The sequence below is a fragment of the Streptomyces sp. NPDC005551 genome (assembly GCF_042871785.1).
GTDB lineage: Bacteria > Actinomycetota > Actinomycetes > Streptomycetales > Streptomycetaceae > Streptomyces.
Genome location: NZ_JBIAJE010000002.1, coordinates 283,105 through 308,835 on the forward strand (window position 1 = coordinate 283,105; position 25,731 = coordinate 308,835).

Consider the following 25,731-nt stretch of genomic DNA (forward strand, 5'->3'; position numbering starts at 1 on the left):
TCGGCCTCTCAGCTACAGGTGTACGGGTCGGTGGGATCAGGAGGTGTGAGCGCTCAGTGCCGGCCCGGCGGGGCCAGGCACGGGCAGAGCCGACGCGGTTGAACCGGGCGCGGACGGCGCCGGCACGGTGGGGGTCTGGTGGCCGAGGCGGATCAGGGCGCGGCGGGCGAGGTCGGTGATGCCCTGGGCGTTGAGGAATTCCAGGGTCGGCAGTTCGCAGCCCAGGCGGCGGCGTGCGGCGACGACGGCTTCAACGGCCATCAGAGAGTCCAGGCCGAGCTGGTCCAGGCGGCGATCGCGGTCGAGGCGGGCGGGGTCGGTCTGCAGGATCTCGGCCAATACCTGGGTGATGGCGTCGGCCGCCAGGGTGAGTGCTTCGTCGGGGGTGGCGGCGGCGAGACGGTGGCGTAGCTGGTCGGGGCCGTCGTCCTGGGCGGTGTGGAGGGGAATGAGACCGGCGAGGCGGGGGGTCTGCACGGCCGGCATCATGCTGCGGATTCGGGCCCAGTCGATCCTGGCGGCAGCGGTGACGTCGGTGTCCTGGGCGACTGCATCAGTGAGGGCGGTGCAGGCTTCGGCGGGGGTGAGGTTGTCCAGGCCGAGGCGGGCGAGCATGTCGGTGATGCCGTGGCGGGCGGCGTAGCCGGTGTCCCCGACGGCGCCCCAGGCCATGGTCGTGCCGGACAGGCCGATGGCGCGCCGGGACCGGGTGAGTGCTTCGAGGTAGGCGTTGGCGGCGGTGTAGTTGGCCTGGTAGGCGTTGCCGAACCAGGTGGTGACGGACGAGCAGGTGGCGAACAGGTGGAGGTCGCGGTCGCGGGTGAGTGCGTCCAGGGTGGCCGCGCCGAGCATCTTGGGCTCCAGCGCGGTGCGCAGACGTTCGTCGGTGAGTTCGGCCAGCGGTGCGTCGTCCAGGACCATCGCGGCGTGGATCACCCCGCCCAGGGGGTGGGCGTCTGCGTCGATGGTGGCGAGTGTCCGGCGCAGGTCCTCTTCGCGGGTGACGTCGACCGTGTGGGCAGTGGCGGTGGCACCACGCTGGGCGAGAGCCTGAATCAGCTGGGGGGCGTCGGGGGTGTCGGCGCCTCGGCGGCCCAGGAGGGCGAGGTGGCGTGCGCCGTGGTCGACGAGACGGTGGGCGAGGGCTGCGCCGAGGCCGCTGAGTCCGCCCGTGACCAGGTAGGTGGCGTGCGGGGAGAGCCGCAGGGGCGGGTGGATGCGCTCCAGGGGGGGTCGCTCCTCGAAGGTGATGACGACCTTGCCGAGGTGACGGGAGCGTTGCAGGACGCGCAGTGCCTCGCTGATCCGGGTGGCCGGGTAAGCCAGGTGCAGCAAGGGGCGGTAGGTTCCGTCCGCGATGCGCTGGGCTGTTTCGTCGAAGCAGGTCCCGGCCTGCGGCAGCCGGCCGGAGATGAGCTGGTAGGCGTCCACGCCGAAGAAGGCGATGTTGTTGCTGAAGGGCCGCAGCGCCAGCGGGGTGGAGGTGTAGATGTCGCGCTTTCCGAGTTCCAGGAAGCGCCCGCCCGGCCGCAGGAGTTCCAGGGTGCGGCTGATGGCTTCTCCCGCCAGGGAGTTGAGGACGACGTCGACGCCCTGCCCGCCGGTCAGGTCGCGGACGTGCTCGGCGAAGTCGAGGGTGCGGGAGTCCAGGACATGGCGGACGCCGAGCATGCGCAGCAGGTCGCGTTTGGCAGGGGTGCCGGCGGTGGCGATGACGTGGGCGCCGCGGGCCTGGGCGAGTTGGAGGGCGGCAAGGCCGATGCCGCCGGCGGCACCGTGGATGAGAACGGTCTCGCCCGCTTGGAGGCGCGCGAGTCGCTCGAGGGCGTGGTGGACGGTGAAGTAGACCACCGGCAGGGTGGCGGCTTCGGTGAACGTCATGCCGTCGGGGATGGTGCCGACGAGGCGGGCGTTGGCCCTCACGTGGGAGCTGAGGCTGCGGGGCACCAGCGCGTAGACGCGGTCGCCCGGTGTCAGGTGGGTGACGTCGGCGCCGACTGCGGTGACCGTGCCGGCGCATTCCAGGCCCAGCGCCGGTCCGTCCGGCAGCGGTGTCTCCGCGCCCGGGGGCAGGAGGCCGACGGCGAGCATGACGTCGCGGTAGTTGAGTGCGGCCGCTGCGACGGCGATGGTGACCTCGTCGTCGGCGGGCTGTTGCGGCCGCTCCGGGGTCCAGGTGAGCCGGGGGCGCAGGCCGGCGTCGTGCAGGCGCAGCGTGAAGGGCGTCGAGTCGGGCGCGTCGGGTGCTGTGGTGGAAGGGGGCCGGGGGACGGTGCGCGGGACGAAGCGGCCGCTGCGGGTCAGGACGATCTCGTCCTCGTCGGTGGGCCGGAGCAGTTCGGCCGCCAGGCGACGCGCGTCGTCGGCGGGCCGGGTGCCGGCGTCCAGGGAGATGCGCCGGATGGTCAGCTGGGGGATCTCGTTCGCCAGGGAGCGGGTGGCGCCCCACAGCGTCGCGTCCTGAGGAGCGCCCGGTCGTTCGGGGGCGGGGTGGATGCCGCTGGGCCGGGTGACGATCCACAGGTCGGCTGCGCCCCCGGCAGGCAGGTGCGATCCGGCTCGGGCGAGATCCCGCAGCACACCGAGTCGGGCAACGGTTTGGTCGCACGTCTCGGCGGGGCTGTCAGCGGGATGGGCGTCGAAGACCAGAACCGTGTGCGGGGGCTGTTGCTCCCCCGCGGCCTGTGCCCAGTGCGCGGGCGTCCGGTCCAGGTCGGTGACGCGGACATCGGCGCCCGCCTCGAAGAGAGCGTCGACGAGGCCGCGCAGCAGGTCGCCGTCGGGGTTCTCCCCGGCCAGCAGCCAGCGGGCGTCCTGGGCGGCGGGCGGCGCGAGGGGGGCGGGGAGGGCGGTGGTGCGTGTCGCCCGGCGGGCGCAGAGCACTGAGTACTCGAGTTCCGGCAAGGCGTGGTCATGTCCGAGTTGGGCGACCTCGTCGAAGCCGCACTCGCGCAGCAGTGGTGCCCATGCCTCCGCCGGCAGCAGGGGGGAGGCCTGGCGCAACGAAGCGTCGGTGAAGTCCCAGAATCCCTCGAGAGTGCCGAAGCAGGGGGCCAGGAGACCGGGTTCGTGGGTCTCGTGGGCGAGGAGTTGTCCGCCGTCGGCGAGAAGGTGGGTGATGCGGGCGAGCGTCGCCCGCAGGTCTCGGGTGGCGTGCAGGACGTTGGTGGCGATCACCACGTCGAAGGAGCCCGCGGTGAAGCCTTGCTCGGCCGGGTCCTGGTTCAGGTCCAGGCAGCGGTAGTCGACGAAGTCGAATTCGGCGAACCGGGCCTTGGCAGGGGGGAAGAACCCGGCGGACAAGTCGGTGAAGGCGTAGGCGGTGCGCTCGGGCGGCAGGTGGGGCAGGAGCAGGGCTGTGCTGCTGCCGGTACCGGCACCGACCTCCAGGATGCGCAGCGGCCGGTCCTCGGGCCAGGTGCGGACCTGTTCACGTACCAGAGCGAGCAGCAGCTGATTGTGGAAGCGGGGCTGGACGGCGTCGCTGTAGAAGTACTCGATCAGATGGCGGTCGGGTTCGTCGAAGAGCAGCGTCAGTGGATCATGGTTGCCTCGCAGGACGTCGGCCAGGTGCAGACAACACCGGCCGAACAGGGACGTCTCGACCGCGTGCTGGGGAAAGTCGCGTACGAGTTGCCGGAACAGCTCCAGCGACGGAGGGCCGTCGGTGTCGGGAAGACGCCAACGTGCGGGGCGGCCTTCTCCGGCCTGCCGGATCTGGTGCAGCAGACCGCGGGTGGCGTGGGCGAGAAGCTCAGCCAGGCGGGTGTGGCGGGGCTGCATGCCGCCTGCCACGAGATCACCGGTGTCGAACTCGCGCTGTCCCTCCGGCAGCAGCTGGGCGAACGCGTCGGCGGTCAGGCGTGAGCAGCACTCGCGTAGCCGCCGCAGTCCGGCTTCGTGCCCTTCCTCGCGCCAGGTCTGCTCCAGACGGTCGCGGTACGGCAGACACGCCTGCGCCAGGGCGGTGGGGGAGAGCAGGGGGCCGGGCAGCACCGGGTCGGCGGTCCCTGGAGCGGCACGCAGCACGTTGACGAGGTGCTGCACGGGTTCGGTGGGGGTGTTGCCCATGCGGCGCAGTCGGCAGCCTGTGAGCTGGAGGCAGATCACGCCGTCGGCGTCGGACAGCGTGATGTCCCAGCACGTTTCCTGGGGGTTGCTCTCGCGCAGGCGTACGTGGATCAGACCGCTCTGCGGCGGGGTGTGCCACAGACGCAGGGCCTCGACGGCGACTGGAAGGAGCGGCAGGTACTCGCCTTCGACGCTGATGAGGCAGGCGCCTGCCTGGAGTGCACCGTCCAGGAGCGCGGGGTGGACGTGGTAGCCGTCTGCGGGTTCGCCCAGGGTGTAGGAGGCCAGGGCTTCTCCCCCGTGCAGCCGCAGCTCCGTGAGGACCTGGAAGGCGGGTCCGTACACGAGGCCGGCGCGCCGGGCCCGGGCGTAGTGCTCAGTGACGTCCATGCGTGTGTGGAGACGCGAGCGCAGGTCGGCGAGGTCGACGGAGGGCGGCACGGCGGCCAGCAGCCGCCGCACCTGGGCCCGGGCGTACGTCTGCCAGGGCAGGTCGTCGCCGGTACGCGCCGCAATCGTCAGGGCCTGGTCACCTTCGCTGAGGGAGACCTGCACGCGCACGTCGGCGGCCTCGTCGTCCCAGGGCAGATCGAGGGCACGAGTGATGAGCAGATGGTTGACCTCGACGGGGGCGTCGTGGACGCGTCCGCCTGCGGCAAGGGCCATCTCCAGGTAGGCCGCGGCGGGCATGACGACGGAGCCTGCGACCTGGTGGTCGGCCAGCCACGGCAACCGGGTGGGTTCGATCAGGTTGGACCAGCCGGGCTGCTGCACGGGGACACGTGCCCCCAGCAGGGGGTGTTGGACGGGGGTGGTCTCGCCGGAGACGCGCAGCCACCACTGAGGGTCGCCGTGCCAGTGCCGCTCGCGCTGCCAGGGATAGGCCGGCAAGTCGGTCGTGCGTCCGGGCCGCGGGAAGAAGACGTCCCAGTGGATCTGGGCGCCGGCGGCCACTACGCGGGCCGCCGCGGTGTCGACGGCGGCAGGCCCCGGCACGGCCCGAGCACAGGTGGCCGTGACCAGCACCGAACGTTCCAGGCCCTTGGCCGCCTTGCGCATGTAGGGCCGCAGGACGGGGTGGGGGCCGATGTCGACGAAGATGTCGTAGCCGTCGTCGATCAGCGTCTGCAGGGCCGGCCCGAACAGCACGGGTTCACGGACATTGCGCCACCAGTAGACAGCGTCAAGATCCTCGCCCGTGCAGACGGCGCCGGTGACAGTCGAGACGAAGGGAAGAACGGCTGCGCCGGGACGCAGGCCCTCCAGGCACTCGAGCAGGCCGTTCCGTACGGGGTCCATGGCTTGACTGTGGAAGGCGTAGTCCAGCTCCAGCATGCGGAAGAAGACTGCGCGCAGCTCCAGATCCGCGCCCAAGGTGCGGAGGTCCTCCTCGGGACCGCAGATGGTGACGTCCTGGTCGCCGTTGACGGCGGCGATCTCCAAAGAGCCGGCGTACGGGGCGAGTTCCTTGGCCGCCTCCTCCGCCGACAGGCCGACCGCGGCCATGCGGCCTCGGCCGCGGGTGGCGGCCTGAGCACGGCTGCGTGCGGCGACCACCCGGGCGGCGGCAGGCAGGTCGAGGGCGCCGGCGACGTGGGCGGCGGCGATCTCGCCGACGCTGTGGCCCAGGACCGCGGCCGGACGGATGCCGCGGGCCTTGAACAGTTCCACCAGAGCGATCTGGAAGGCGAACAGCAGCGGCTGGGCGATCTCGGTGGCCTCGATGCGCGCGGGGTCGGCTGCCGCCATCTCCTCACGCACCGACCAGCCCAGGTGGGGCAGGAGCGCGTCATCGACCCGGTCGAGCGCTGCCCTGAACACGGGTTCCGCACGGAGCAGGTCCGCCCCCATGCCGGCCCACTGGGAGCCGTTGCCGCCGAAGGCGAACACCACGCGGCCCTCTGTCACGGCCTGTTCTGTGGCGGTGGCGGCGGGCAGGGGCAGTGCCCCCTGGCCGACGGCTTCCAGGGCTTCGGCTGCCTGCCGGGCGCCGGGGGCCAGGACCACGGCCCGGTGCGGGTGCAGGGTACGACGGCATGCGGCCGTCCACGCGACGTCGTAGAGCCCCTCGGGGGTCTCCTCCCGTAGCCGCTCGGCCATGCGTGCGGCCGCGGCCTCCAGTGCCTCCGGGGTGCGGGCCGAGACCACTACCGGCAGCACACCCTCAGGGGCCTCACTCGGGTCGGTCAGGTGGACTGCGGGCGCGGCGGCCAGGACGACGTGCGCGTTGGATCCCCCGAAACCGAAGGAATTGACGCCGACCACCGGCCGCTGCCCGGCAAGGGGCCTGGCTTCGGTGCACGGGTCGAGCTGCCAGCCCTCGAAGTCGATGTGAGGGCTGAGCGGCCGCGCGTGCAGGGTCGGCGGGATGCGGCGGTGACGCAGGACGAGGAGGGCTTTCACCAGTCCGGCCATGCCGGAAGCGGCCTCCAGGTGACCGGTGTTGCTCTTGACCGATCCGATCGGCAGCGGCCCGGTCGTGCGGCGGGTGCCCAGGGCACGGCCGATGGCGTCGCATTCGATCGGGTCGCCCACCGGTGTTCCCGTGCCGTGGGCCTCCAGATAGGACAGGTCGTCGGCGCTCACACCCGCCTGGGCGTAGACCCGTTCCAGCAATGCCGCCTGCGCCCGGGCGCTGGGAAGTGCCAGCCCGGTGGTGCTGCCGTCGCTGTTGACGCCGCTCGCCAGGATCACTCCGTGGATGCGGTCGCCGTCCGCGAGCGCGTCGGGCAGGAGTTTGAGGGCCACGACTCCGCCGCCCTCCGCGCGCACGTAGCCGTCCGCCTCCGACGAGAAGACACGGCAGCGGCCGGTCGGCGACAGCATGGAGGCGGCCGAGAAGCCGGTGAAACCGAAGGGACTGAGCAGGACGCTCACTCCTCCGGCCAGAGCCATCCGCGCTCGGCCCGTGCGCAGCGTCTCGGACGCCTGGTGCAGGGCGGTCAGAGCCGAGGAACAGGCGGTGTCCACCGTCATGCTGGGCCCGTGCCAGTCGAGCAGGTGGGAGATGCGGTTGGCGGCGTTGGTGGCCGCCAGCCCAGCCATCGAGTACGCATTGGGCGCGTCACCGCCCGTGGACTGCAAGTCGGCGTAGTCGTGACTCGACATGCCGACGAACACCGCCGTGTCAGAGCCTGCGGTGGTGATCTGGTCGACGCCGGCGTCGTCCAGGGCCTCGACCGCCATCTCCAGCAGCAGCCGGTGCTGCGGATCCATGCGCGCCGCCTCGCGCGGTGAGACCCGCTGGAAGTAGCCGTTGTCGAAACCGGTCACGTCCTGGAGGAACCCGCCTGCCCCCGTGTAGCTCTTGTCGTTCCTGCGCCGCTCGGTGTCGACGAACCGTTCGGGGTCGAAACGGTCCGGCGGGACCTCACCCACCAGGTCACGTCCTTCCTGCAGCGCCTCCCACAGGTCCTGCGGTCCCTCGATGCCGCCGGGCAGCCGGCACGAGAGGCCCACGATCGCTACGGCGGGCCTGTCAGGGGTCGCGGGAGCCACGGTCACGGAGTTCTCCTGGTGCGTGAAAGAAGGGGGTGGGCATCGAAAGACCGCAGGCAGTGGCACGCGAGGGGTGCTTCCGCCGCCGGGGACGCCGTGATCATAGGGAGACCGATGACCAGGCCTTGCACGCGTTGCGGCGTGCGGGTGAAGGCTGGAAACAACTCCGGAGCACATAAGGGGTGAATTTGGCCGGTCCTCGTGACTCAGGATGGCTCCGCCGTTCACTCCTGAGGGTGAAGATCACGGCCGCTCCAAGCCACTGACGTGCAAGAACATCGCTCGGGCGTCAAGTGGTTACCCGCCGAACCCGGAAAGGGTGGCGGTAGGTAGGTGTTCCATCGGGCCGCCGGTATGGTGCCGACGTCCTGAGCCCGTCCCCCCATGCGGCTTCTCGCACGTCCACGGCAACGAACCTGGTCACTGCCGCGTCTTCACGCGCCGCGACCCAGCCGACGAAGGCCTCTCTCAAGGCGGCCGCAACGTTCCCGGAAGGCAGTCCATGAGCAGTTCACAGGTCGCCGTACCCGTCGTCCGAACCGATGTGACGGCCTGCGGCTGGTGGCGTCCGTGCACGGTCCAGGTCATCGGTGAGATGCCGTCAGGACACCGGGCGCTGCGGACCTTCCTGGACCACCTGGTCGCATCCTTCGAGGTGCAGGGCCATACCGTCCTGGACCGCTCCCATGGCGACGTCGACCTGATGCTCGTGTGCGGGCAGATTCCCGAGGGGCCGCAGCCTCTGCGGGAGAGGATCCCCGAGCAATACCCGCCGCTGAGTGCGATGCTGCGCCAGCAGCACGGCCTGCGCCGCAACCCCCGGCATGTCGTCGCCGTGGTCGAGGTGCCCGAACGACTCAGTGCACTGCCCCACGCAGAAGTCGTCGCCACCGCCCGCACAGCCATGGGCCGACTCGGCGCGGCCAAGGTCCTGTTCGTGTCCCGCGGTGATGCTCCCGGTCACGTGGGAGAGGTGACGTTCTGCAGCATGGAGGGCGGCCATCCCACCGAGATCACGAACATCGCCGACCGCATGCGTGACCGACTGGTCACCGCGGCGTGCGCCCGGCAGGTCGCCGAGGACTACGACACCGTCCGCGACGCGATCACCGCCGAGGCGTGGCAGGCCAGCGCCGCACCTGAGCAACTGGCCCGCGCCGGGCGACGGATGGGCGAGCTGGGGCTGTTGCCGGCGCCGGTGAAGGTGTCCGACTTCGTCTCCGACCAACTGGCCGACATGTACGAGATCTACATGGGCATGCGGGGCTTCAGCGAAGGCATGCTGTTCGCCTTCGACCCCGATCTCAACTGCCTGGTGGTCAGCGCCTCGGGTTCCTGGGACGTCGACAAGCGCAACCTGACCCGAGAGCAGATCGTAGCCGTCGAGCCGCGCCTGACCGACGGCAAGCGCCTGCGCGTCCTGGCCCCCAGCGGCACGCTGCCGATGCAACCGTCAGTGGAGACATGGGAGATCTGCGCCCTGATGGAAGCCTGCCCCACCGTCCGCGTCACGAAGAACCCGTCAGGCACCTGGGTGCTGGACCCCGACGGAGAACGCGAGGTACCTCTCATCCGGGCCGGCATCCACGCCCACGTCGGTGTCGTCTCCAGCGACCACATGGAGATCGAAACCGTCGCGGCGGACCGCGAGCAGTTCCCCTACGGCTTCGGCTGCGGTACCGACTTGACCGTCGAGATCGCCCGCGACACCGTTCGCCGTTCACACGCCGTCAACGATCCGGCCGACCCGCGGACCTACGTGCGCTGGCCCCTGCTGTATCACGGAGAGATGGCCGTGGAACTGTGGAAGCCTGGCCTGCCCGCCCAGCCCTTCCAGGGATTGCTCGACCTGTACGGCACGGCAGTGCAGTTCACGCCCGACGATGTCCCCCAGCCGGTCTGAGCGGGCGTTCCGGCTCCGGCCCGTGGAGGAACCCGGCAGCGAACCGCCTGCCACCGTCGGATCCAGCCGTGGGTCCCCGACCGGTGATCGTCGCTGCCCGTGCCGGACCCGGAACCGGCAGTACGCCTCCTGTTCCGCGACACGATGAGCAGGGCTCCGGGCTGCGGTCGATCGGCTCCTCCCCCGCCCGGTCTTCGTAAACGAGGCACCGCCACATGACCTTCTCGTCCGTCCGCCCACGACCGCCTGTCCGTTCGATGACCTCGGGCTGCGGGGCGTCTCCGGGACTGCGCATCGGCCAGGACCTCCTGCGTGGCGACCGGCTGCTGCTCGCCCTGGCAGCCGTCCTGTCCCTCGCTTCAGCGACAGCCGGCCTGTTGGTGCCGTGGCTGGCCATGGGCGTGATGCACGCTCTCACCCGGCACCAGCCAGTCATTCTTCCCGCCGTGGGCATGAGCGTCGCAGTCCTCGGCACGGCCGGACTGCAGGCCCTGAGCGGATGGTTACTGGCGGGGGTCGGCGAGCGCGCCGTGCTGCGCCTGCGCCGCCGGGCCATGGCGCATCTGCTGCGGCTTCCGCTGCGTGCGGTACGCGAGGAGGGCACTGGCAGCCTCACGGCCAGGGTCACCTCGGACGCTGCGCTCCTGCGTCTGCTCATCGAAACCGGTTTCATCCACCTTCCGGTGGCGCTCTTCGCCACGGCGGCCACGCTCACCGCCATGGTCGTCATCGACCCGGGGCTCACCCTGGTCGCCGTCGGTGCCTTCGGGCTCACCGGAGCTTGCCTCGCCCCCATGACGACCCGGATGAGAAACCTCGCAGTCGCGCAGCAGCGCGCGCTCGGACAGCTCGCACAGAGCCTCACGGCCCATCTCGTCGCACTCGTCACCGTCAAGTCCTGCCGCTACGAGAGTCAGGCCGCACACGAACTTGGACACGCCGCAGACGTGGTTCGTTCGGCGTGTCTGCCCGCCTCCCGTTTGCAGTGCCTCATCGGCCCGGTCGTGAGTCTGGGCCAGCAGATCGCCGTCCTGGCCGTCGCGTTGGCAGCAGGACAGCAGATCACGCGCGGACAGCTGTCCCTGGCCGCCTTCAGTGGCTTCTTTCTCTACCTGCTGCACCTCACCTCGCCCCTGACAGTCGTCGCACTCGGCATCGGCCATCTGCAGGCGGGACGAACCGCACGAGGCCGCTTCCACCGCCTCCTCACCCGCCCGACGGAAGCGGAACGAGACACGACAGCAACTCCCGTCCCGCCCCTGCCTCGCCCCGACGCACATGCGGTGACCTTCCACCGGGTCACCTTCTTGCTTCCGCAAGGCAACCCGGTCCTGGACCGTGCGAGCTTCCACGTCCCCGCGACCGGGCTCACCGCCCTCGTCGGTTCCTCAGGCACGGGAAAGTCCACGGTCCTCACGCTCATCAACCGGCTCGCGCAGGCCGAGCACGGGGAGATTCGCGTCCTGGGCAGGTCCATCAGCGACTGGCCCCTCGGCGACCTGCGCCGACGCGTTACCTACGTCGACCAACAGTCAACCCTTGTCGAAGGCACCATTCGCGAGAACCTGCGACTTGGTCTCGCCGAGCCGCCCATCGACGCGGACCTGATGAACGCGCTGGAGACGGTCGGGCTACGCCGGACGGTGTTGCGTCTCCCCCAAGGCATCGACACGCCCCTGGGCCGCGTCCACGACCTGTCCGGCGGGCAACGCCAGCGCCTGGCCGTAGCCCGCGCCCTCCTCACCGACAGTGACGTCCTCCTCCTCGACGAGCCGAACTCGCACTTGGACAGCATCAGTGACCGTCTCGTCACCCGAGCCGTGGACGACCTGGCGGCCACCCGCTGCGTTGTCGTCGCCAGCCACCGACTGCCCACCGTCCGCAGGGCCCGGCACGTCGTCCTGCTCACGGAGGACGGGACGGCAGTCTCCGGCAGCCACGAGCACCTTCTCGCTCACAACAGCCACTACAGGGAACTCACCACCGGGCACGCCATCAAGGCCGCTGTCGCCGGGCATCGATGCTGCCCTTGCTGAGGTGCCGCCCAGAATGCCGTCGGCCCCTTACGTGATGCGCTGCCGGCAGGGTCAATAGGCGACGGGCCATCCGCTGCTCCAGTTCAGGAGGTTGACGCCGAGCTTGGGCGTCCCGTTGTCGTTGCCGTCGTAGTAGTGGTAGACGATCAGGTCGCCGTCCGAGTCCGCCATGATCGACTGGCCGCCGGGTCCGATGTACCGGCCGTGCGACTCCAGGACGGGGGTGCCGCCGTTGTTCGTCAGGGCGACGCCGTTCTTGTCGTAGTAGGGGCCCGTGACAGCGGTGGCCCGGCCGACCTTGACCTTGTACGTGGAGCCGGTGCCGTTGCAGCACGTGTCGTACGAGGCGAACAGGTAGTAGTAGCCGTTGCGTTTGACGACGAAGGGCGCCTCGACGGCCTTCGTGCCGGTGGGGCGGGACGCGATCGAGTAGCGGGTCGTGCTGCCGGCCATCTGCTTGCCGGTCGACGGGTCGATCCGGATCATCTTGAGGCCGGTCCACCAGCTGCCGAACGACAGCCACCACTTGCCGTCGTCGTCGACGAAGAGGTTCGGGTCGATGGCGTTGTAGTCGCTGGCCGTGGTGGAGGTGTAGACGGTCCCGTAGTCGGTCCAGGAGCCCGGCAGCCCGGTCGTCGAGGCGGCGAGGCCGATGGCCGACTTGTTCGACCCGAAGGTCGAGACGGCGTAGTACATCAGGTACTTGCCGCCGTGGTAGGAGATGTCGGGCGCCCAGGCCTCGGTGGCGTAGGACGACCACCAGCCGGGTTTGGCGGTGAAGGCGTCGGATCCCGAGCTGAACGCGACACGGTCGGTGGAGCTGCGGAAGCCGAGCCCGCCTCCGGTGGCATACAGCAGGTAGCGGCCGGCGGAGGTGCGGACCATCGTCGGGTCGTGCACGACGACACTGCCGGTGACCGTGCCGGGGTTGGGGTAGGCCGAGGCCGTACTCGGGACGAGGGCGAGCAGGACCGCGGCGGGTAGGGAGAGGAGTGCGGTCCTGCGGGAGGTGCGGGAGGTGCGGGAGGTGCGGCTCACGCTGACGCTCCTTGGGGTGGGGGGACACGGTTGTCCGTTCGTCATTTCGAACGGCGATCGTGACTTCGGACGGAACGTAGAATCGAACCCTTTGCGCGTCAATGGTTCACGCAACAACGAACGCGGACGCCCCCGGTCCACTTGTCCTGCAACGGACTTGACGGCCCGTCACTTTGCCGAACCGACAGCCGGTGGACAGCTTCCGCTTCTATGGTGCCGTGTCCATGACAGACACCTCGAACACCAGCCCCATCGGGCGCCGGACCGTACTGATCGCCACCGGCGCCACGGCCGCCGCCCTGACCGTGGGCGCCGCCGCGCCCCAAGCCCCCACGGCCGACGCGGCTCCCGCGGCCGTCTGCACCCTCACGAAGGAGATGACCGAAGGCCCCTACTACCTCGACGGGCAGCTCGTCCGCGCCGACGTCACCGAGGGCAAGGCGGGCGTCCCGCTCAAGCTGGCGCTCACCGTCGTCGACGACGACACCTGCGCCCCGCTCGGCAACGCGCTCGTCGAGATCTGGCACAGCGACGCCCTCGGCGAGTATTCCGGTTTCGTCGGCAACAACGGCCACGACGAGCCGGACGACGGCACCTTTCTGCGCGGCGGCGTACTGACGAACTCCGCCGGCGTCGCGAACATCACCACCATCTACCCCGGCTGGTACCGAGGCCGCTGCGTGCACATCCACGTCAAGGTGCACACGAACGTCACGCTCACCTCGGACGGCTCGTTCACCGGCGGCCAGGAACTCCACACCGGTCAGCTGTTCTTCAGCGAGACGACCACCGCGAAGGTCGCCAGGGTCTCGCCGTACTCGACCAACACGGTCACCCGCACCACCCTCGCCCAGGACTCCATCTACGACGACGGAGGCGCCTCGTCCGGCCTCCTGACCCTCACCGCCCTGGGCAGCTCGGCCTCCGCCGGTTACACCGGCAAGCTCACGCTGGGCGTCGAGCGGAGCTGACGCGCCGCCCGCCGCCCGGCAGGTCGACCTCGGCCCGTACCGTCTTGCCGGGCGGCGGTTCCCGGTCCACCACCTCCCACCGGTCGGCGAGCGCGCCGACGAGCAGCAGACCGCGCCCCGCCTCGTCGAGCGGTCCCGGTGCCGGTACGTCGCCGGGGCCGAACGGACGCGGGCCCGTACACGTGTCGGTGACCTCGACGCGGACGCTGCCGGGGACGAGCGAGAGGCGCAGCTCGAAGTCCCGGCCCGGCACGCGTCCGTGCGTCACCGCGTTGGCGGCCAGCTCCGCGACGATCACGGCCACGGCGTCCGAGGCGTCACCGCCGTACGGGACACCCCAGGCGTGGAGTTGGTTCAGGGCGAGGTACCTGGCCAGCCGGGCACCCCGGGGCGTGGCGCTGAGGCGCTGGGTGAACGTACGTACGGTGACCGGGCCTGGGCGGGTGGGTGGTGAATTCATGCGCCCAATCTGGCGGGCCCGGGGCCCACTTCACCAGGTCCGCGCCGCGTACGCCGCGCGAGCGTACGCGGTCACGTGCTGGACAGTACCGGTGACTGCCCGTGACCATGGGCGCGGGAGGTGACCGGTGGTGGTCGATGGAGCGGTGGGTGCGGGCGGGAGCGAGCCGGAGTCGTCCGACAGTCTGCGGACGTTCGGGGCGGTCGTCCAGGCGTTGCGCGAGCATGCGGGACTGAGCCGGGAGGAGTTCGCGGACCTGGTCCGGTTCTCCAAACACACGGTGGCGTCGGTGGAGTTGGGCCGTCGGATGCCGGACCCGGCGCTGGTCGACCGCGCGGAGGCGGTACTGGGCAACACGGGCGCGTTACGGAAGGCGGCGGGACACCTGGCACGCCAGCCGGGACTGGCGGCGTGGTTCCGGCAGTGGGCACGGTTGGAAGCGGCGGCGATCGCGCTGTGCACCTACGAGTGCCGGATGATCCCTGGGTTGCTTCAACCGGAGGCATACGCACGTGCGCTGGCCGACGATCAGCTTCCGCCCCTCGACAACGCACAGGTCGAGGAGCGATGGGCCGCCCGCGCAGAACGGCAGCGACTGCTGCGTGAGCGGCCTAACACCGCGTTCAGCTTCATCGTCGAGGAGAACCTGTTCCTACGGCACACAGGCGGCGTCGACGTCACCCGAGTGCTCCTCGATCACGTACTGGAGGTCGCCGGGCTGCGGAACGTCGAGATTCAGGTCATGCCGTTGGTCCAGGAGTCGCACGCCGGACTACAGGGGCCAATCCGTTTGCTCGAGACACCTGAGAACCGGTGGTTCGCCTACAACGAAGGTCAGGAAAGCGGCCAGTTGATGTGCGACCCGAAAGTGGTCAGCGTGCTCCAGCACCGCTATGCCAGGATGCGTTCGCAGGCACTCACCTTTCAGGACTCCATGAGCCTGTTGCAGCGGATGCGAGGAGCGTTATGAGCACCAGCGAGCTGGCCTGGTACAAATCGAGTTACAGCAGCGCATCCGGCGACGACTGCGTAGAGGTCGCCCTCACCCCCGCCACCATCCACGTCCGTGACTCCAAGGACCCGCAGGGGGCCCGGCTCGCGCTCTCCCCGGCCGCCTGGGCCGCCTTCGTGTCGCGGCCGGCGGAGTCCGCCTGACGGTGGCGCGCTCCGCCGGCCGGGGTCCGGGGGTCAGGCCAGCCGGATCACGTTCCAGGACAGCGGCTCCAGCACGGCGTGCAGCGTGCCGTCCCGAAGGGTCGTGCCCTCGACGGGGTGCGGCGCCACCCGCTCCGGGTCGGCGAGGGTGTTCCTGGCCTCCGGGTCGGCGTCCGCCAGCGCGCTGTGCTCGACGACCGAGGTCAGCCGCAGCCCGTGCAGGGCGACTTCGAGGGGCAGCGGTTCGCGCTGGCTGCGGTTCACCGCGAAGACGGTGACGGAGCCGTCCTCGGCGCGCACCGCGGTGGCGTGCAGCAGGTCGGCCTCGCCGTACTTGCTCGTCTCGTACACCGGGGAGTCGACCCGGACGTCGAGGACCCGGCCGCGCCCGTACTTCGAGGCCTGGGCGAAGGGAAAGAACGTGGTCTGCCGCCAGGCGGGCCCGCCCGGCTCCGTCATGATCGGCGCGATGACGTTGACGAGCTGGGCGAGGCAGGCGACGGTCACCCGGTCCGCGTGCCGCAGCAGCGCGATGAGCAGGGAGCCGAAGACCACGGCGTCCGTGACGGTGTACCGGTCCTCCAGCAGGCGCGGCGCCTCGGCCCAGTCGACCTGGCTGACCTCGGCGTCCGCCCGGGAGAGGTACCAGACGTTCCACTCGTCGAAGGAGAGGTTGATCTTCTTCTTCGACTTCAGGCGGGCGCCGACGTGGTCGCAGGTCGCCACCACGTTGTCGATGAAGGACTCCATGTCGACGGCCGACGCGAGGAACGAGTCGCGGTCCCCGTCGAGTTCCTCGTAGTAGGCGTGCAGGGATATGTAGTCGACCAGGTCGTACGTCTCCTGGAGCACGGTCGCCTCCCACGCGGCGAACGTCTCCATGCTCTGGCCCGAGGAGCCGCAGGCGACCAGTTCCACGTCCTTGTCGATCTGCCGCATCGCGCGGGCCGTCTCGGCGGCGAGGCGTCCGTACTCCTCGGCGGTCTTGTGCCCGGTCTGCCAGGGTCCGTCCATCTCGTTGCCGAGGCACCACATCCGGATGCCGAACGGGTCCTTGTCGCCGTGCGCCGCACGCAGGTCGGACAGCGCGGTGCCGGCCGGGTGGTTGGCGTACTCCTGGAGTTCGAGTGCCTCGGCGACGCCGCGTGTACCGAGGTTGACGGCCATCATCGGCTCGGCCTGCGGGCCGATCTTCTTCAGGAAGGCGATGTACTCGGAGAGGCCGAAGCGGTTGGTCTCGGTGGAGCGCCAGGCGAGGTCGAGCCGGCGGGGCCGGTCCTCGACGGGGCCCACCGAGTCCTCCCACTTGTAGCCGGAGACGAAGTTGCCGCCGGGGTAGCGGATGGCGGTGACGCCGAGTTCCCTCACCAGGTCGAGGACGTCCTGGCGGAGGCCCGCCTCGTCGGCGGTGGGGTGCCCGGGCTCGTGGATGCCGGTGTAGACGCAGCGGCCGAGGTGTTCCACGAAGGAGCCGAAGAGCCGGGGGTTCACCTCACCGACGGTGAAGGCGGGGTCGAGGGTGAAGCGTGCGGTGCTCATGCTTTCCTTTCGGGGGTTCGGTTCTGTCTGCGGGTGACACGGGGCTGTTCGCGCAGTTCCCCGCGCCCCTAGACCACGCTGGGCCAGCCGTTCTTCCGCCAGCTCAGCCTGTTCAGGCCGAGCTTGGGAGTGCCGGCGTCCTCCGCGTCGTAGTAGTGGTACGCCAGCCAGTCCTGTCCCCGGTCGCGGAAGACGGACTGGCCGCCCGTGCCGACGTATCTGCCGTGGCCCTCCAGCACCAGGTCGCCGCCGCCCTCCAGGAGCGGGGTGCCGTCGCTGTCCAGGTACGGGCCGGTGACGCTCGTCGATCTGCCGACGCGGATCCTGTACGTGGAGTTCACGCCCGCGCAGCAGGTGTCGTAGGAGGCGAAGAGGTAGTAATAGCGGCCGTGCCGGACGATGTCGGGGCCTTCGACGGCGTACGGGGCGTCGGGGCGGGTCGCCAGGTGGTGGACCGTGGCGCCGGGTACCGCCTTGCCCGTGCGCGGGTTCAGCTCGACCATGCGGATGCCCGTCCAGTACGAGCCGAACGTCATCCACAGCCGGCCGCGGGACCGCACGACCGCGGGGTCGATGGCGTTCCAGACGTCGGTCGTCTCCGAGGCGAACACCTTGCCGCGGTCGGTCCAGGTGCCGGGGAGGCCGGAGCGGGAGGTGGCCACGCCGATCGCCGAGTGGTTGGTGCCCCAGGAGGAGACGGCGTAGTAGAGCCAGTAACGGCCGGCCCGGTAGGAGAGGTCGGGGGCCCACGGGTCACCCGTGTCGTTGTACTCGTACCACCAGCCCGGCGGCTCGGCGAAGGCGTTGCCCTCGTCCGTCCAGTGCACCCGGTCCTTCGAGAGGCGGGCGCCGATGACGCCGCCGGTCGAGTAGGCCACGTACTGCCCGGACTTCAGTCGCGCGACGGTCGGATCGTGGACGATCTCCTGGCCGTCGAGGGGCAGCGGGTCGGGGTAGTGGACGGCGGCCTGCGCCGTGCCGGGCAGGAGGGCGAGGGCCGCCGCCGTCAGTACGGCGGTCAGCGCGGTGCGGATGCTCACTGGCCCGCCAGTCCCGTGTGGGCGACGCCCGCGACGATCTGGCGCTGGAAGAAGACGAAGACGAGGACGAGCGGGAGTCCGGCCATCAGACCGCCGGCCATGAGCTGGGCCCACTGGATGCCGTAGGAGTTCATGACGGTGGCGATGCCGTTCGGCATGGTCATCAGGTCGGGGTTGTTGGTCACCATGTACGGCCACAGGAAGTTGTTCCAGGACGCGATGAAGGTGAAGATGCCGACCGCGGACAGGGACGGGCGCGACAGCGGCACGATGATGGTGAAGAAGACCCGCCAGCGGCCCGCCCCGTCGATGAACGCCGCCTCCTCCAGCTCGCGCGGGATGCCCTGGAAGAACTTGTAGAGGATGTAGACCATCGCGGCGGGCGCGCACTGCGGCAGGATCATGCCCCAGTAGGTGTCGACCATCCCCATCTGCTGGACGGTGGTGAACAGCGGCACGCCGAGGACGGCGGGCGACACCATGAGGCCCATCATGACGAGCCCCAGCAGCGGGCCCTTGAAGCGGAACTCGGTGCGCGCGAAGCCGTAGCCGGCGAGCGCGCTGACCAGCAGCACGACGGCCGTGACGCAGACGGACACGACGAGCGAGTTCACGAACCAGTTGGTGATGTTCCCGGTCTCGAAGATCGCCGACCACGCCTGGGTCGTCCACACCTCCGGCAGCCAGTGCGGCGGCACCTCGACGGCCTCGGTCTCCGACTTGAGCGAGGTGAACAGGGCCCAGGCCAGGGGGGCCGTCCACAGCGCGGAGAGGGCGACCCCGAGCAGGGTCAGGACGATCTGACTTGCGGTCCAGGGCTTCCGGGGCCGGGAGCCGGCCCCCGCCCGTATCTGCGTGGCGGTCATCGCACGCCCTCCTCACGCTTGCGCAGCAGCCACATCCGGCCGACGGCGACGGACGCGATGATCACGAAGAAGATGATGGAGATCGCGGAGGCGTAGCCCACGCGGTAGCTGGTGAAGCCCTCTTCGAGGGTGTACTGGACGAAGGTGCGGGTGCTTTCCTCCGGCCCGGGGCCGAAGTCGTAGATCACGACGGCCTGGTCGAAGACCTGGAGCGAGGCGAGGATCTGGAGGGCGACGACGAGTCCGGTGATGTTGCGCAGCATCGGCAGGGTGATGTGCACCATGCGGTGCCAGGCGTTCGCGCCGTCCAGCTTGGCCGCTTCGTAGAGGTGCGCGGGGATGCCCTGGAGGGCGGCGAGGTAGAGCAGGAAACTGAAGCCGACGGTCCACCAGAGGGTGGTGATGACGACGGCGAGCATCGCCGTGGACTTCTCGGTGAGCCAGGGGGTGTCGGTGCCGAGGACGTGGTTGACCATGCCGGTGCCGGGGTTGAACAGCCACTGCCACAGGTTCCCCGCGACCGTGGACGGCAGCAGGAACGGGGCGAAGAAGCACAGCCGCCACAGCCACTTGGCCCGCTCGATGTGGTGGGCGAGCATCGCCATCACGAAGGCGAGGACGGTGATGCAGGGCACCACCAGCAGCGTGAAGTAGGCGCTGTGGCCGAGGGAGTCCCACACCAGCGGGTCGCCGAACGCCTCGCGGTAGTTGTCCCAGCCGACGAAACCCGCCCCGACGCCCGAGACGTTGGCGTCGGTGAAACTCAGGTAGACGCCCCGCAGGACCGGCCAGATCACGAACAGGGCGAACAGGACGAGGAACGGCGCGACGAACCAGCCGCCGTGCTGGAACCCCCGGCCGAAGCGGGCCCGGACGCTGTCCGTGTCCCCGGCGCCGGCGCCGGCGGAACGTACCGACTGCGGGGCGGGGGCGAGCGCGGCCCCGGCACTGGTCGTCGTCATGCGGTCCCTCCCTGCGCGGCGGTCCGGCCGTCCATCGGGTTCTTCATGGCCAGCAGCTGTTCGAGCACGTTCCTCATGCGGTGCGCGGCCGCGGCCGGTTTCGTGGAGCCGAGGTTGGAGGAGGCGACGACGGGTCCGATGCGGGCGGCGAGCGTGCCGGTGGAGCCCGCGAACCACGCCTTCGGCTCGGTGGCCTGGTGGTCCATGGCCGAGACGTACTCGCTCTGCGGGGTGAGCTCGCGGTAGGCAGCCGATACGAGGGTCGGCGTGTACGCGGGGATGTGGCCGCCCGCCGCCCAGGCGACGGCGTTCTTGACGATGTAGGCGGCCAGCTCGTGCGCGGCCTCGTTCGCGGAGCCGCCGCGGGCCGACTGGTGCGGCAGGACGAAGGCGTGCGACTCGGCGTGGGTGGCCTGCCTGCCGAAGACGGCGGGCAGCGGGCTCGCGCCGTACTCGATCTTCGCGCCGGAGTAGACGGGCACGGACCAGTTGCCCTCCCAGACGAACGGCGAGCCGTTCATGAACTGCTCGGCGTCGGCCGCCCCGGCGACGGCGTACCCGTCGGTGACGTGCCGGCGCAGGAACTCCAGGACCTCGGTCGCCCGGTCCTCGTCGAAGACGACGTCCGTCATCGCCGGATCGAAGTAGTCCCCGCCGAGCTGGGCGTAGAAGGTGACGAAGAACCACCAGGCGAAGTTCTGGTCGTTGGCGTGGATGCCGATGGTCTGCAGGCCCCGCCCGGTGGCCTTCTTCGCCGCCCGGAGCGCGTCGAACCACTCCTTCGTGGAGGTGATCGGGACGATCCGGCCGTCGTCGCCGAGGAGGCCCGCCTTCTTCAGGACGTCCTTGCGGTAGAAGGTCAGCTGGGCGTGGATGTCGAGCGGGAGCGCGTAGAGCTTTCCGTCGACGACGGCGCGTTTCCACAGCGCCGGGTTGAAGTCCTCCTCGCGAATGCCGTACCTGGCGAGCAGCTCCGTGTCCCAGGGGTCCAGGAGCCGGCCCGGCGCGAAGCCGGCGACGCGTCCCAGGTGCATGACGCTGAGGTCGGGCGCCCGGCTCCCGGAGGCCGCCATGGCGAGTTTGGTGTAGTAGGGATTGCCCCACTGGAGGGTGGAGTCCTTCACGTCGATGGCCGGACGCGCCTTACGGAAGGCGTCCAGCATCGCGATCATGTTGTACCCGTCGCCGCCGCTGAAGAGGTTCCAGTAGCGGACGCGTGTGCTCGCGTCGGAGGCGAGTGCGTCCGCGCCGGTGCCGAGCGCGGCGAAGCCGAGGCTTCCCGCGACCGTCAGCCCGCCCAGTCCCGTCAGGATGTGCCTGCGATTCAGGCCAGGTCGTCCCATGCCCTGCCCTAACTGTTCGAGATTTCGTCAGGTGCTCGTAACTTCGAACGGGACCGTAAATTCGAAGCGCGTGCGCGTCAATGCTTTGCGCAGAACTCCCGAACAACGTGCGGGATACCGGACGTTGGGCGCGACGAGGTGGACCCGGAGCGGGCCGGGCGGGGCGGACGCGGCCCTGTTCTCGTATGGCTATGGCGAACGGACATGTAGCGCAGGGTGAGGCTCGGGGTTGGAGCGGGCGCGGTCGGTGCCGGTTTGCCGACGAGCATCCATCCCCATGTCGTCAGCGAGATCCGGTAGATCCGCGCGGAGGACTTCGCGATGCCGCGCCTGTGAGGTACCGCTCGACCGCTGAGGCGTACGACGAGGGCGGGGCGGACAGAGGCATCACCCGGGCGCGCGGCAGAGCGACGGGCGCCCATCGAGCAGGCACGCGGGGCACCTCCGCCGCGCATCCGCCCCACCGGTCGCGGCACCCTCCCAGCGCAGCGCCCTGGTCCGCTTCACACCCATCCGCCCCGACCTGAAGACAACCAAGCGTGCGCACCAGCATGCGGCGCCGGTCCAGCAGTCACCGCGCGCCGCCCCGGGTGCCAGCCCGGTTCCCCGCGAACGCGCCACGCCCCGGCCCCGGGTGCAGCCGTAGCCGCCCGTGCGGCATCCGCGCGTCCGGACCGTCCCCAACCGTCGCCGCCCGCAGCCGGGACCCGGGCGGATGCGGCAGCTGTGCCACTCCTTGGCCTGCGGTCCTGCAGGCGACAGCCCGCGCGCGTGCACTCTTGCTACGAGGTTGGGGGGAGTCCCACCATCGCATGATGGCAATGACGGAAGCGGTGCTGGCGATGGCGAGTGGACTGGGTGGTGCCGGAATCGGAGCCGGGGGCGCCTTATGGGTTCAGCGAGCGAAAAGACGTGATGACGCGGCAGCCGCATCGGCAGCGGCGACCCGAGCCGAGACTGCTCTGGCCCTTGAGGTCGTTGCGACGGCCCGCGCCGCAGCCCGAGCTTGGTGGACCAACCTTCAGCGGGTCCTCGTCAGTCTGGAAGCTGAGCGCGCTGTGGATGCTCAGCAGTATGAGGAGCAGGCGCGGGCTGAGCTGAGAGAGTTCACAACGGCGCTTTACCGGATCCCGGGGAGCGCCCATCCCGTAGACGGTGTCCCTGTCCTACTCCACCGCCCATGGGCGGACCTCATGACGCAAACCTCCCTTCGCCTTGTCGAAGCCGCTCACCACCAGACCAGCGGTGCCATGGAGGTCGGCGACCTGGAGGCACTGCGAGAGGACGGGAAAGAGATACATCGCGCCATTGCCGCCTACCTGGTGAAATGCACGGAGAAGCTCGGCGGCGGCTCTGTGCCGTCCCTGGCGTACGGCCCGCCGCCGGGTAGCTTGCTGACTGACAGGTAGGTGAACCGGCCTGCTGACTTGGGCAGATGACCACAAACGCCTCTTGGCAGCAGTTATGCGAGGACAGGGCGGACGCGGAGCGGGCACGGCGGACATGCCGGAGCCCCCGCCCGGTGCCCGGCGGGGGCTCGGAGCAAGATGACTAGCCGGCGAACGCGGGCTGTGGCAGTCCCTTCCCGGCGCCGGGGACCACCAGCACCGAACCGCACAGCGGGTGCGGCGCCCGAAGTCCCGTACGGGCCGTGGTGATGTACAGGTCGGTCAGGCCCTCCCCGCCGAACGCGCAGGCGGTGGGACGCGGAACCGGCAGCTCCACGACCCGGTCCAGCTCGCCGGACGGCGTGTAGCGGCGCACCGCACCGCCGTCCCACAGGGCCACCCAGACACAGCCGTCGGCGTCGACGGTGAGCCCGTCGGGGAAGCCGGCACCCTCCTCGATCACCGCGAACGGCCTCCTGCCGACCGGCAGTTGCTCCTCGTCCACGTCGAAGACGTCGATCCTGCGGGTCGGCGAGTCCACGTAGTACATCAGCCGGCCGTCGGGGCTCCACCCGGTGCCGTTGCTGACGGCGACGTCGTCGAGGATCGTCCGCACGGTGCCGTCGGCGGCGATCCGGGACAGCGTGCCGCCGCCCGGTGCCTCGTCGTAGCGCATGGTGCCGGTCCACAGCGAGCCGTCGGGGGCGACGGCCGCGTCGTTGCCGCGGCGGCCGGGGACGGGCTCGCGGTGCAGCCAGCGGAAGCCCTCCCCGGTGCCCGGCGGCCCGTACAGCGCCACGCCGTCGCGGAGGTTGACCACCAGACCGCCGCCCGCCCGCGGCTTGGCGGCGCCCACGTGCTGCTCGGTGACCAGGACCGTGGCCCGGCCGGTCACCGGGTCGTACGTGTGGACCCGGGAGCCGAGGATGTCGACCCAGACCAGCCGCCGCGCGGTGGTGTCCCACGTCGGCCCCTCGCCGAGGGCCGCGTACGCGCGGACGGCGACCTCGGCGCTCATCCCACGCTCCGGTGGCCCAGCCGCTCGGACAGCTCGGCGGCGCCCTTCGCGGCCAGTTGCTCCAGCTCGCCGAGGCGGTCGTCGCTCCAGCGGATCATCGGGACGGAGATGGAGAGCGCGGCGACGACCTGCCCCGTGCGGTCCCGCACCGGGGCCGCGACACAGCTGACGTCCGGGTTGGACTCCCGGTTCTCCACGGCGACACCGCGCCGGCGGATCTCGGCGAGGGCCTCGCGCAGGACGGCGGGGTCGGTGATGCTGTTCGGTGTCATCGCGGGCAGCGCCGTATCGCCCGGGACGCGCGAGCTCAGCTCGGAATCGGGGAGCGAGGCGAGCAGCATCTTGCCGACGGAGGTGCAGTGCGCGGGCAGCCGGCGCCCGGCGGCGGAGACCATGCGCACCGCGTGCGTGGAGTCCACCTTGGCGATGTAGATGACGTCGGTGCCCTCCAGGATCGCCACGTGGACGGTCTCGTCGCAGGTCTCGGCGACCGAGCGGGCGACCTGCTGGCCCTCGGCCGCGAGGTCCAGCTGCTCGGCGTACCGGCTGCCGAGCTGGTACGGCCGCACCCCGAGCCGGTAGCGTCCGGGCTGGCCCGGCACCTGCACGATGTACGAGCGGGCGGCGAGCGTGGTGACCAGCTCGTGCACGGTGGTGCGCGGCAGCTGGAGTCTGCGCACGATGTCGGGCGCGGAGAGCGTGCCGTCTCCGTCCAGGAAGAGCTCGAGTATGTCGAGAGCGCGGGTCACGGCAGGTACGAGGCGTCCCACGAGCGGCCCCTCCCTTGTGTTCGATATTTCAACAGACGATCGGGATGACGAACACAGGCTAGTCATAGTGGGGTGGGCCGGGCAATGGGCGAGGTGGGGCGGGGGTCCGAGCAGGGTCCGGGCCGGGGACCCGGGCACGGGCCCGAGCAGGGTCCGGGCCGGGGACCCGGGCACGGGCCCGCGCTGGGCCCGGGCCGGGGACCCGGGCACAGGCCCGCGCTGGGCCCGGGCCGGGGACCCGGGCACAGGCCCGAGCAGGGTCCGGGCCGGGGACCCGGGCACAGGCCCGAGCAGGGTCCGGGCCGGGGACCCGGGCACAGGCCCGCGCTGGGGACCCGGACGGGACCCCAGCCGGGGACCCGCGCGGGGTGCCGGCGGAGGCCCGCGTGGAATCCCGGCGGAGGCCCGGGCCGGTCGAGGCCGTCACCGTCTGTCTCGCGGTGCCCCCACCTCGCCCCGTAACCGCTGGGCCCGCAGGACGAGTTCCAGTTCGAACCGGCGGTCGGGGTCGTCGACCTCGTCGCCCCACAGTTCCCTGATCTGGCGGAGACGGTAGCGGACGGTCTGCGGATGGACCCCGAGCCGGGCGGCGACCTCGGGGGCGCCGCCGCGGGTCTCCAGCCACGCCAGCATCGTCTCCGCCAGGCGGCGGCCGTGCGTCGGGCCGCAGTGCGCGAGAGGAGCCAGGCAGCGCAGCGCGAGGTCGTCGATGAGCTCCTCGGGCTGGAGGAGGACCAGCGCCTCGGTGTGCTCCGTGCAGTGCAGCACCTCACCGCCCGGCAGCAGCCCCCGCTCCATCAGCCGTACCGCCGCCTCCGCCCAGCGCAGCGACTTCGCCGCGTCCACCAGCGGCACCGGTGGCCCGATCGCGCCCGCCCAGCCGGTGAGCGCGCGGTGCAGCAGCTCCGGCCGGCCCGCCGCGTCGGGCTCGGGCACGACCATGCGGGGCGGCTCGTACTCCATGTCGAGGAGGACACCCTGGCCCACGGCGGGGGCGACGGCCTCGCGGGCCGGGCGCACCAGCACCCCGACGGCCACCCTGGCGGGCAGCGGCCAGCCGATCCGGGCGGCCCGCTCGGCGAGCGCGTCGGTGGGGTCCCCCCGGCTGTGCTCGGCGAGGAGCAGCTCCATCAGCCGGCGCTGGAGCCGCAGGCGCTCCCCCGCCTGGCGGGCGGCGGCCTCGGCGTACCCGCGTACGGACTGGTCGACCAGCCCGTCGAGGTACTCGTAGCCCGCGTCGACCAGCTCGTACATCGCCGGCGGCGGGATCTCCACCCGCTGCCCGATCTCGGCGAACCGGCGCCAGGCCAGGCGCACCCCGAGCCGGTAGATCGCCTGGAGCGAGTCGAGGCTGCGGCCGTTCAGGCCCTCCCCGCGGCCGAACTCCTGGAAGACCTCGGGCGTGACGCGCGGGCGGCCCTCGGCGGTCTCCAGGTGCTGGACGAAGACCTCGATAGCGCGGCGGATGCCGATCAGCGCCATCGGTTCGCCGGAGTCGTCCAGCACGACGGGCAGCTGCGGGTACTCCCGGCGGATCTCGCGCAGGATCTCCTCGGCGAGCACCGGCGCCTCCGCCATCGCCAGGGCGGCGAACTGCCGTACCTTCGGGCGCGGAACGTCACGCCAGGCCGAGCGCGGGGTGACCGTTCCCGTTCCGGGGCGGGAGGTCACGG

17 protein-coding genes are annotated in these 25,731 nt (G+C 70.9%); 6 read left to right on the forward strand and 11 right to left on the reverse strand.

Annotation, left to right across the window (positions count from 1 at the left end):
- Window positions 1–36: 36 nt before the first annotated feature.
- The gene (locus ACFYP4_RS05500; protein ID WP_388783038.1) at window positions 37–7,575 is read right to left on the reverse strand and encodes an SDR family NAD(P)-dependent oxidoreductase; all 7,539 of its coding nucleotides are present in this window, start codon (window positions 7,573–7,575) and stop codon (window positions 37–39) included.
- A gap of 496 nt (window positions 7,576–8,071) precedes the next feature.
- Between ACFYP4_RS05500 and ACFYP4_RS05505 the strand changes: the two genes are divergently transcribed.
- Together ACFYP4_RS05505 and ACFYP4_RS05510 are read left to right on the forward strand one after the other, a co-directional pair.
- Window positions 8,072–9,472 carry a hypothetical protein gene (locus tag ACFYP4_RS05505; RefSeq protein WP_388783041.1) on the forward strand — a complete coding sequence of 467 codons (1,401 nt, stop codon included), beginning with the start codon at window positions 8,072–8,074 and terminating at the stop codon, window positions 9,470–9,472.
- 257 nt (window positions 9,473–9,729) lie between these two features.
- Window positions 9,730–11,508 carry an ABC transporter ATP-binding protein gene (locus ACFYP4_RS05510; protein ID WP_388783044.1) on the forward strand — a complete coding sequence of 593 codons (1,779 nt, stop codon included), beginning with the start codon at window positions 9,730–9,732 and terminating at the stop codon, window positions 11,506–11,508.
- Between the two features lie 51 nt (window positions 11,509–11,559).
- On the opposite strand, the gene ACFYP4_RS05515 is transcribed toward ACFYP4_RS05510, so the two are convergent.
- On the reverse strand, window positions 11,560–12,546 hold the full coding sequence (locus tag ACFYP4_RS05515; RefSeq protein ID WP_388783046.1) for an arabinan endo-1,5-alpha-L-arabinosidase: 987 nt from the start codon (window positions 12,544–12,546) through the stop codon (window positions 11,560–11,562).
- A gap of 224 nt (window positions 12,547–12,770) precedes the next feature.
- Here ACFYP4_RS05515 and ACFYP4_RS05520 point away from each other — a divergent pair, with 224 nt between their 5' ends.
- Window positions 12,771–13,517, forward strand: coding sequence for an intradiol ring-cleavage dioxygenase (locus tag ACFYP4_RS05520; RefSeq protein ID WP_388783049.1), 747 nt, complete (start codon window positions 12,771–12,773; stop codon window positions 13,515–13,517).
- Here the strand turns inward: ACFYP4_RS05520 and ACFYP4_RS05525 are convergent.
- Entirely contained in the window at window positions 13,492–13,977 is a 486-nt protein-coding gene (locus ACFYP4_RS05525; protein ID WP_388783052.1) for an ATP-binding protein, read from the reverse strand. The two genes, ACFYP4_RS05520 and ACFYP4_RS05525, sit on opposite strands and share 26 nt — an antisense overlap.
- Window positions 13,978–14,107: 130 nt before the next feature.
- On the opposite strand from ACFYP4_RS05525, the gene ACFYP4_RS05530 reads away from it, so the two are divergent.
- Both ACFYP4_RS05530 and ACFYP4_RS05535 read left to right on the forward strand, forming a co-directional pair.
- Window positions 14,108–14,947, forward strand: coding sequence for a helix-turn-helix transcriptional regulator (locus tag ACFYP4_RS05530; protein ID WP_358851142.1), 840 nt, complete (start codon window positions 14,108–14,110; stop codon window positions 14,945–14,947).
- Complete coding sequence (locus ACFYP4_RS05535) at window positions 14,944–15,132, forward strand: DUF397 domain-containing protein (protein ID WP_358851132.1); 189 nt, start codon at window positions 14,944–14,946, stop codon at window positions 15,130–15,132. The genes ACFYP4_RS05530 and ACFYP4_RS05535 overlap by 4 nt, the downstream gene beginning before the upstream one ends.
- A 33-nt stretch (window positions 15,133–15,165) precedes the next feature.
- Here ACFYP4_RS05535 and ACFYP4_RS05540 read toward each other — a convergent pair whose 3' ends face one another.
- The 5 genes from ACFYP4_RS05540 to ACFYP4_RS05560 form a co-directional block, all read right to left on the reverse strand.
- On the reverse strand, window positions 15,166–16,671 hold the full coding sequence (locus tag ACFYP4_RS05540; protein ID WP_358851131.1) for an alpha-N-arabinofuranosidase: 1,506 nt from the start codon (window positions 16,669–16,671) through the stop codon (window positions 15,166–15,168).
- Window positions 16,672–16,739: 68 nt separating this feature from the next.
- Window positions 16,740–17,711 carry an arabinan endo-1,5-alpha-L-arabinosidase gene (locus tag ACFYP4_RS05545; RefSeq protein WP_358851130.1) on the reverse strand — a complete coding sequence of 324 codons (972 nt, stop codon included), beginning with the start codon at window positions 17,709–17,711 and terminating at the stop codon, window positions 16,740–16,742.
- A complete protein-coding gene (locus ACFYP4_RS05550) occupies window positions 17,708–18,577 on the reverse strand; it encodes a carbohydrate ABC transporter permease (protein WP_358851129.1) in 870 nt (289 codons plus the stop codon). Before ACFYP4_RS05550 ends, ACFYP4_RS05545 begins: the two co-directional genes overlap by 4 nt.
- Window positions 18,574–19,539 (reverse strand): carbohydrate ABC transporter permease, encoded by a 966-nt coding sequence (locus ACFYP4_RS05555; RefSeq protein ID WP_388783056.1) that lies wholly within the window; start codon window positions 19,537–19,539, stop codon window positions 18,574–18,576. Before ACFYP4_RS05555 ends, ACFYP4_RS05550 begins: the two co-directional genes overlap by 4 nt.
- Window positions 19,536–20,882, reverse strand: coding sequence for an extracellular solute-binding protein (locus ACFYP4_RS05560; protein WP_388783058.1), 1,347 nt, complete (start codon window positions 20,880–20,882; stop codon window positions 19,536–19,538). Before ACFYP4_RS05560 ends, ACFYP4_RS05555 begins: the two co-directional genes overlap by 4 nt.
- A 1,058-nt stretch (window positions 20,883–21,940) precedes the next feature.
- Between ACFYP4_RS05560 and ACFYP4_RS05565 the strand changes: the two genes are divergently transcribed.
- Entirely contained in the window at window positions 21,941–22,291 is a 351-nt protein-coding gene (locus ACFYP4_RS05565; protein WP_388783061.1) for a hypothetical protein, read from the forward strand.
- A gap of 142 nt (window positions 22,292–22,433) precedes the next feature.
- Here the strand turns inward: ACFYP4_RS05565 and ACFYP4_RS05570 are convergent, their stop codons facing one another.
- The 3 genes from ACFYP4_RS05570 to ACFYP4_RS05580 form a co-directional block, all read right to left on the reverse strand.
- Window positions 22,434–23,288, reverse strand: a complete 855-nt coding sequence (locus tag ACFYP4_RS05570) for an SMP-30/gluconolactonase/LRE family protein (protein ID WP_388783064.1) — start codon at window positions 23,286–23,288, stop codon at window positions 22,434–22,436.
- Complete coding sequence (locus ACFYP4_RS05575; RefSeq protein WP_358851125.1) at window positions 23,285–24,058, reverse strand: IclR family transcriptional regulator; 774 nt, start codon at window positions 24,056–24,058, stop codon at window positions 23,285–23,287. Before ACFYP4_RS05575 ends, ACFYP4_RS05570 begins: the two co-directional genes overlap by 4 nt.
- A gap of 423 nt (window positions 24,059–24,481) precedes the next feature.
- Window positions 24,482–25,729 carry a helix-turn-helix domain-containing protein gene (locus ACFYP4_RS05580; RefSeq protein WP_388783068.1) on the reverse strand — a complete coding sequence of 416 codons (1,248 nt, stop codon included), beginning with the start codon at window positions 25,727–25,729 and terminating at the stop codon, window positions 24,482–24,484.
- Between the last annotated feature and the right edge of the window lie 2 nt (window positions 25,730–25,731).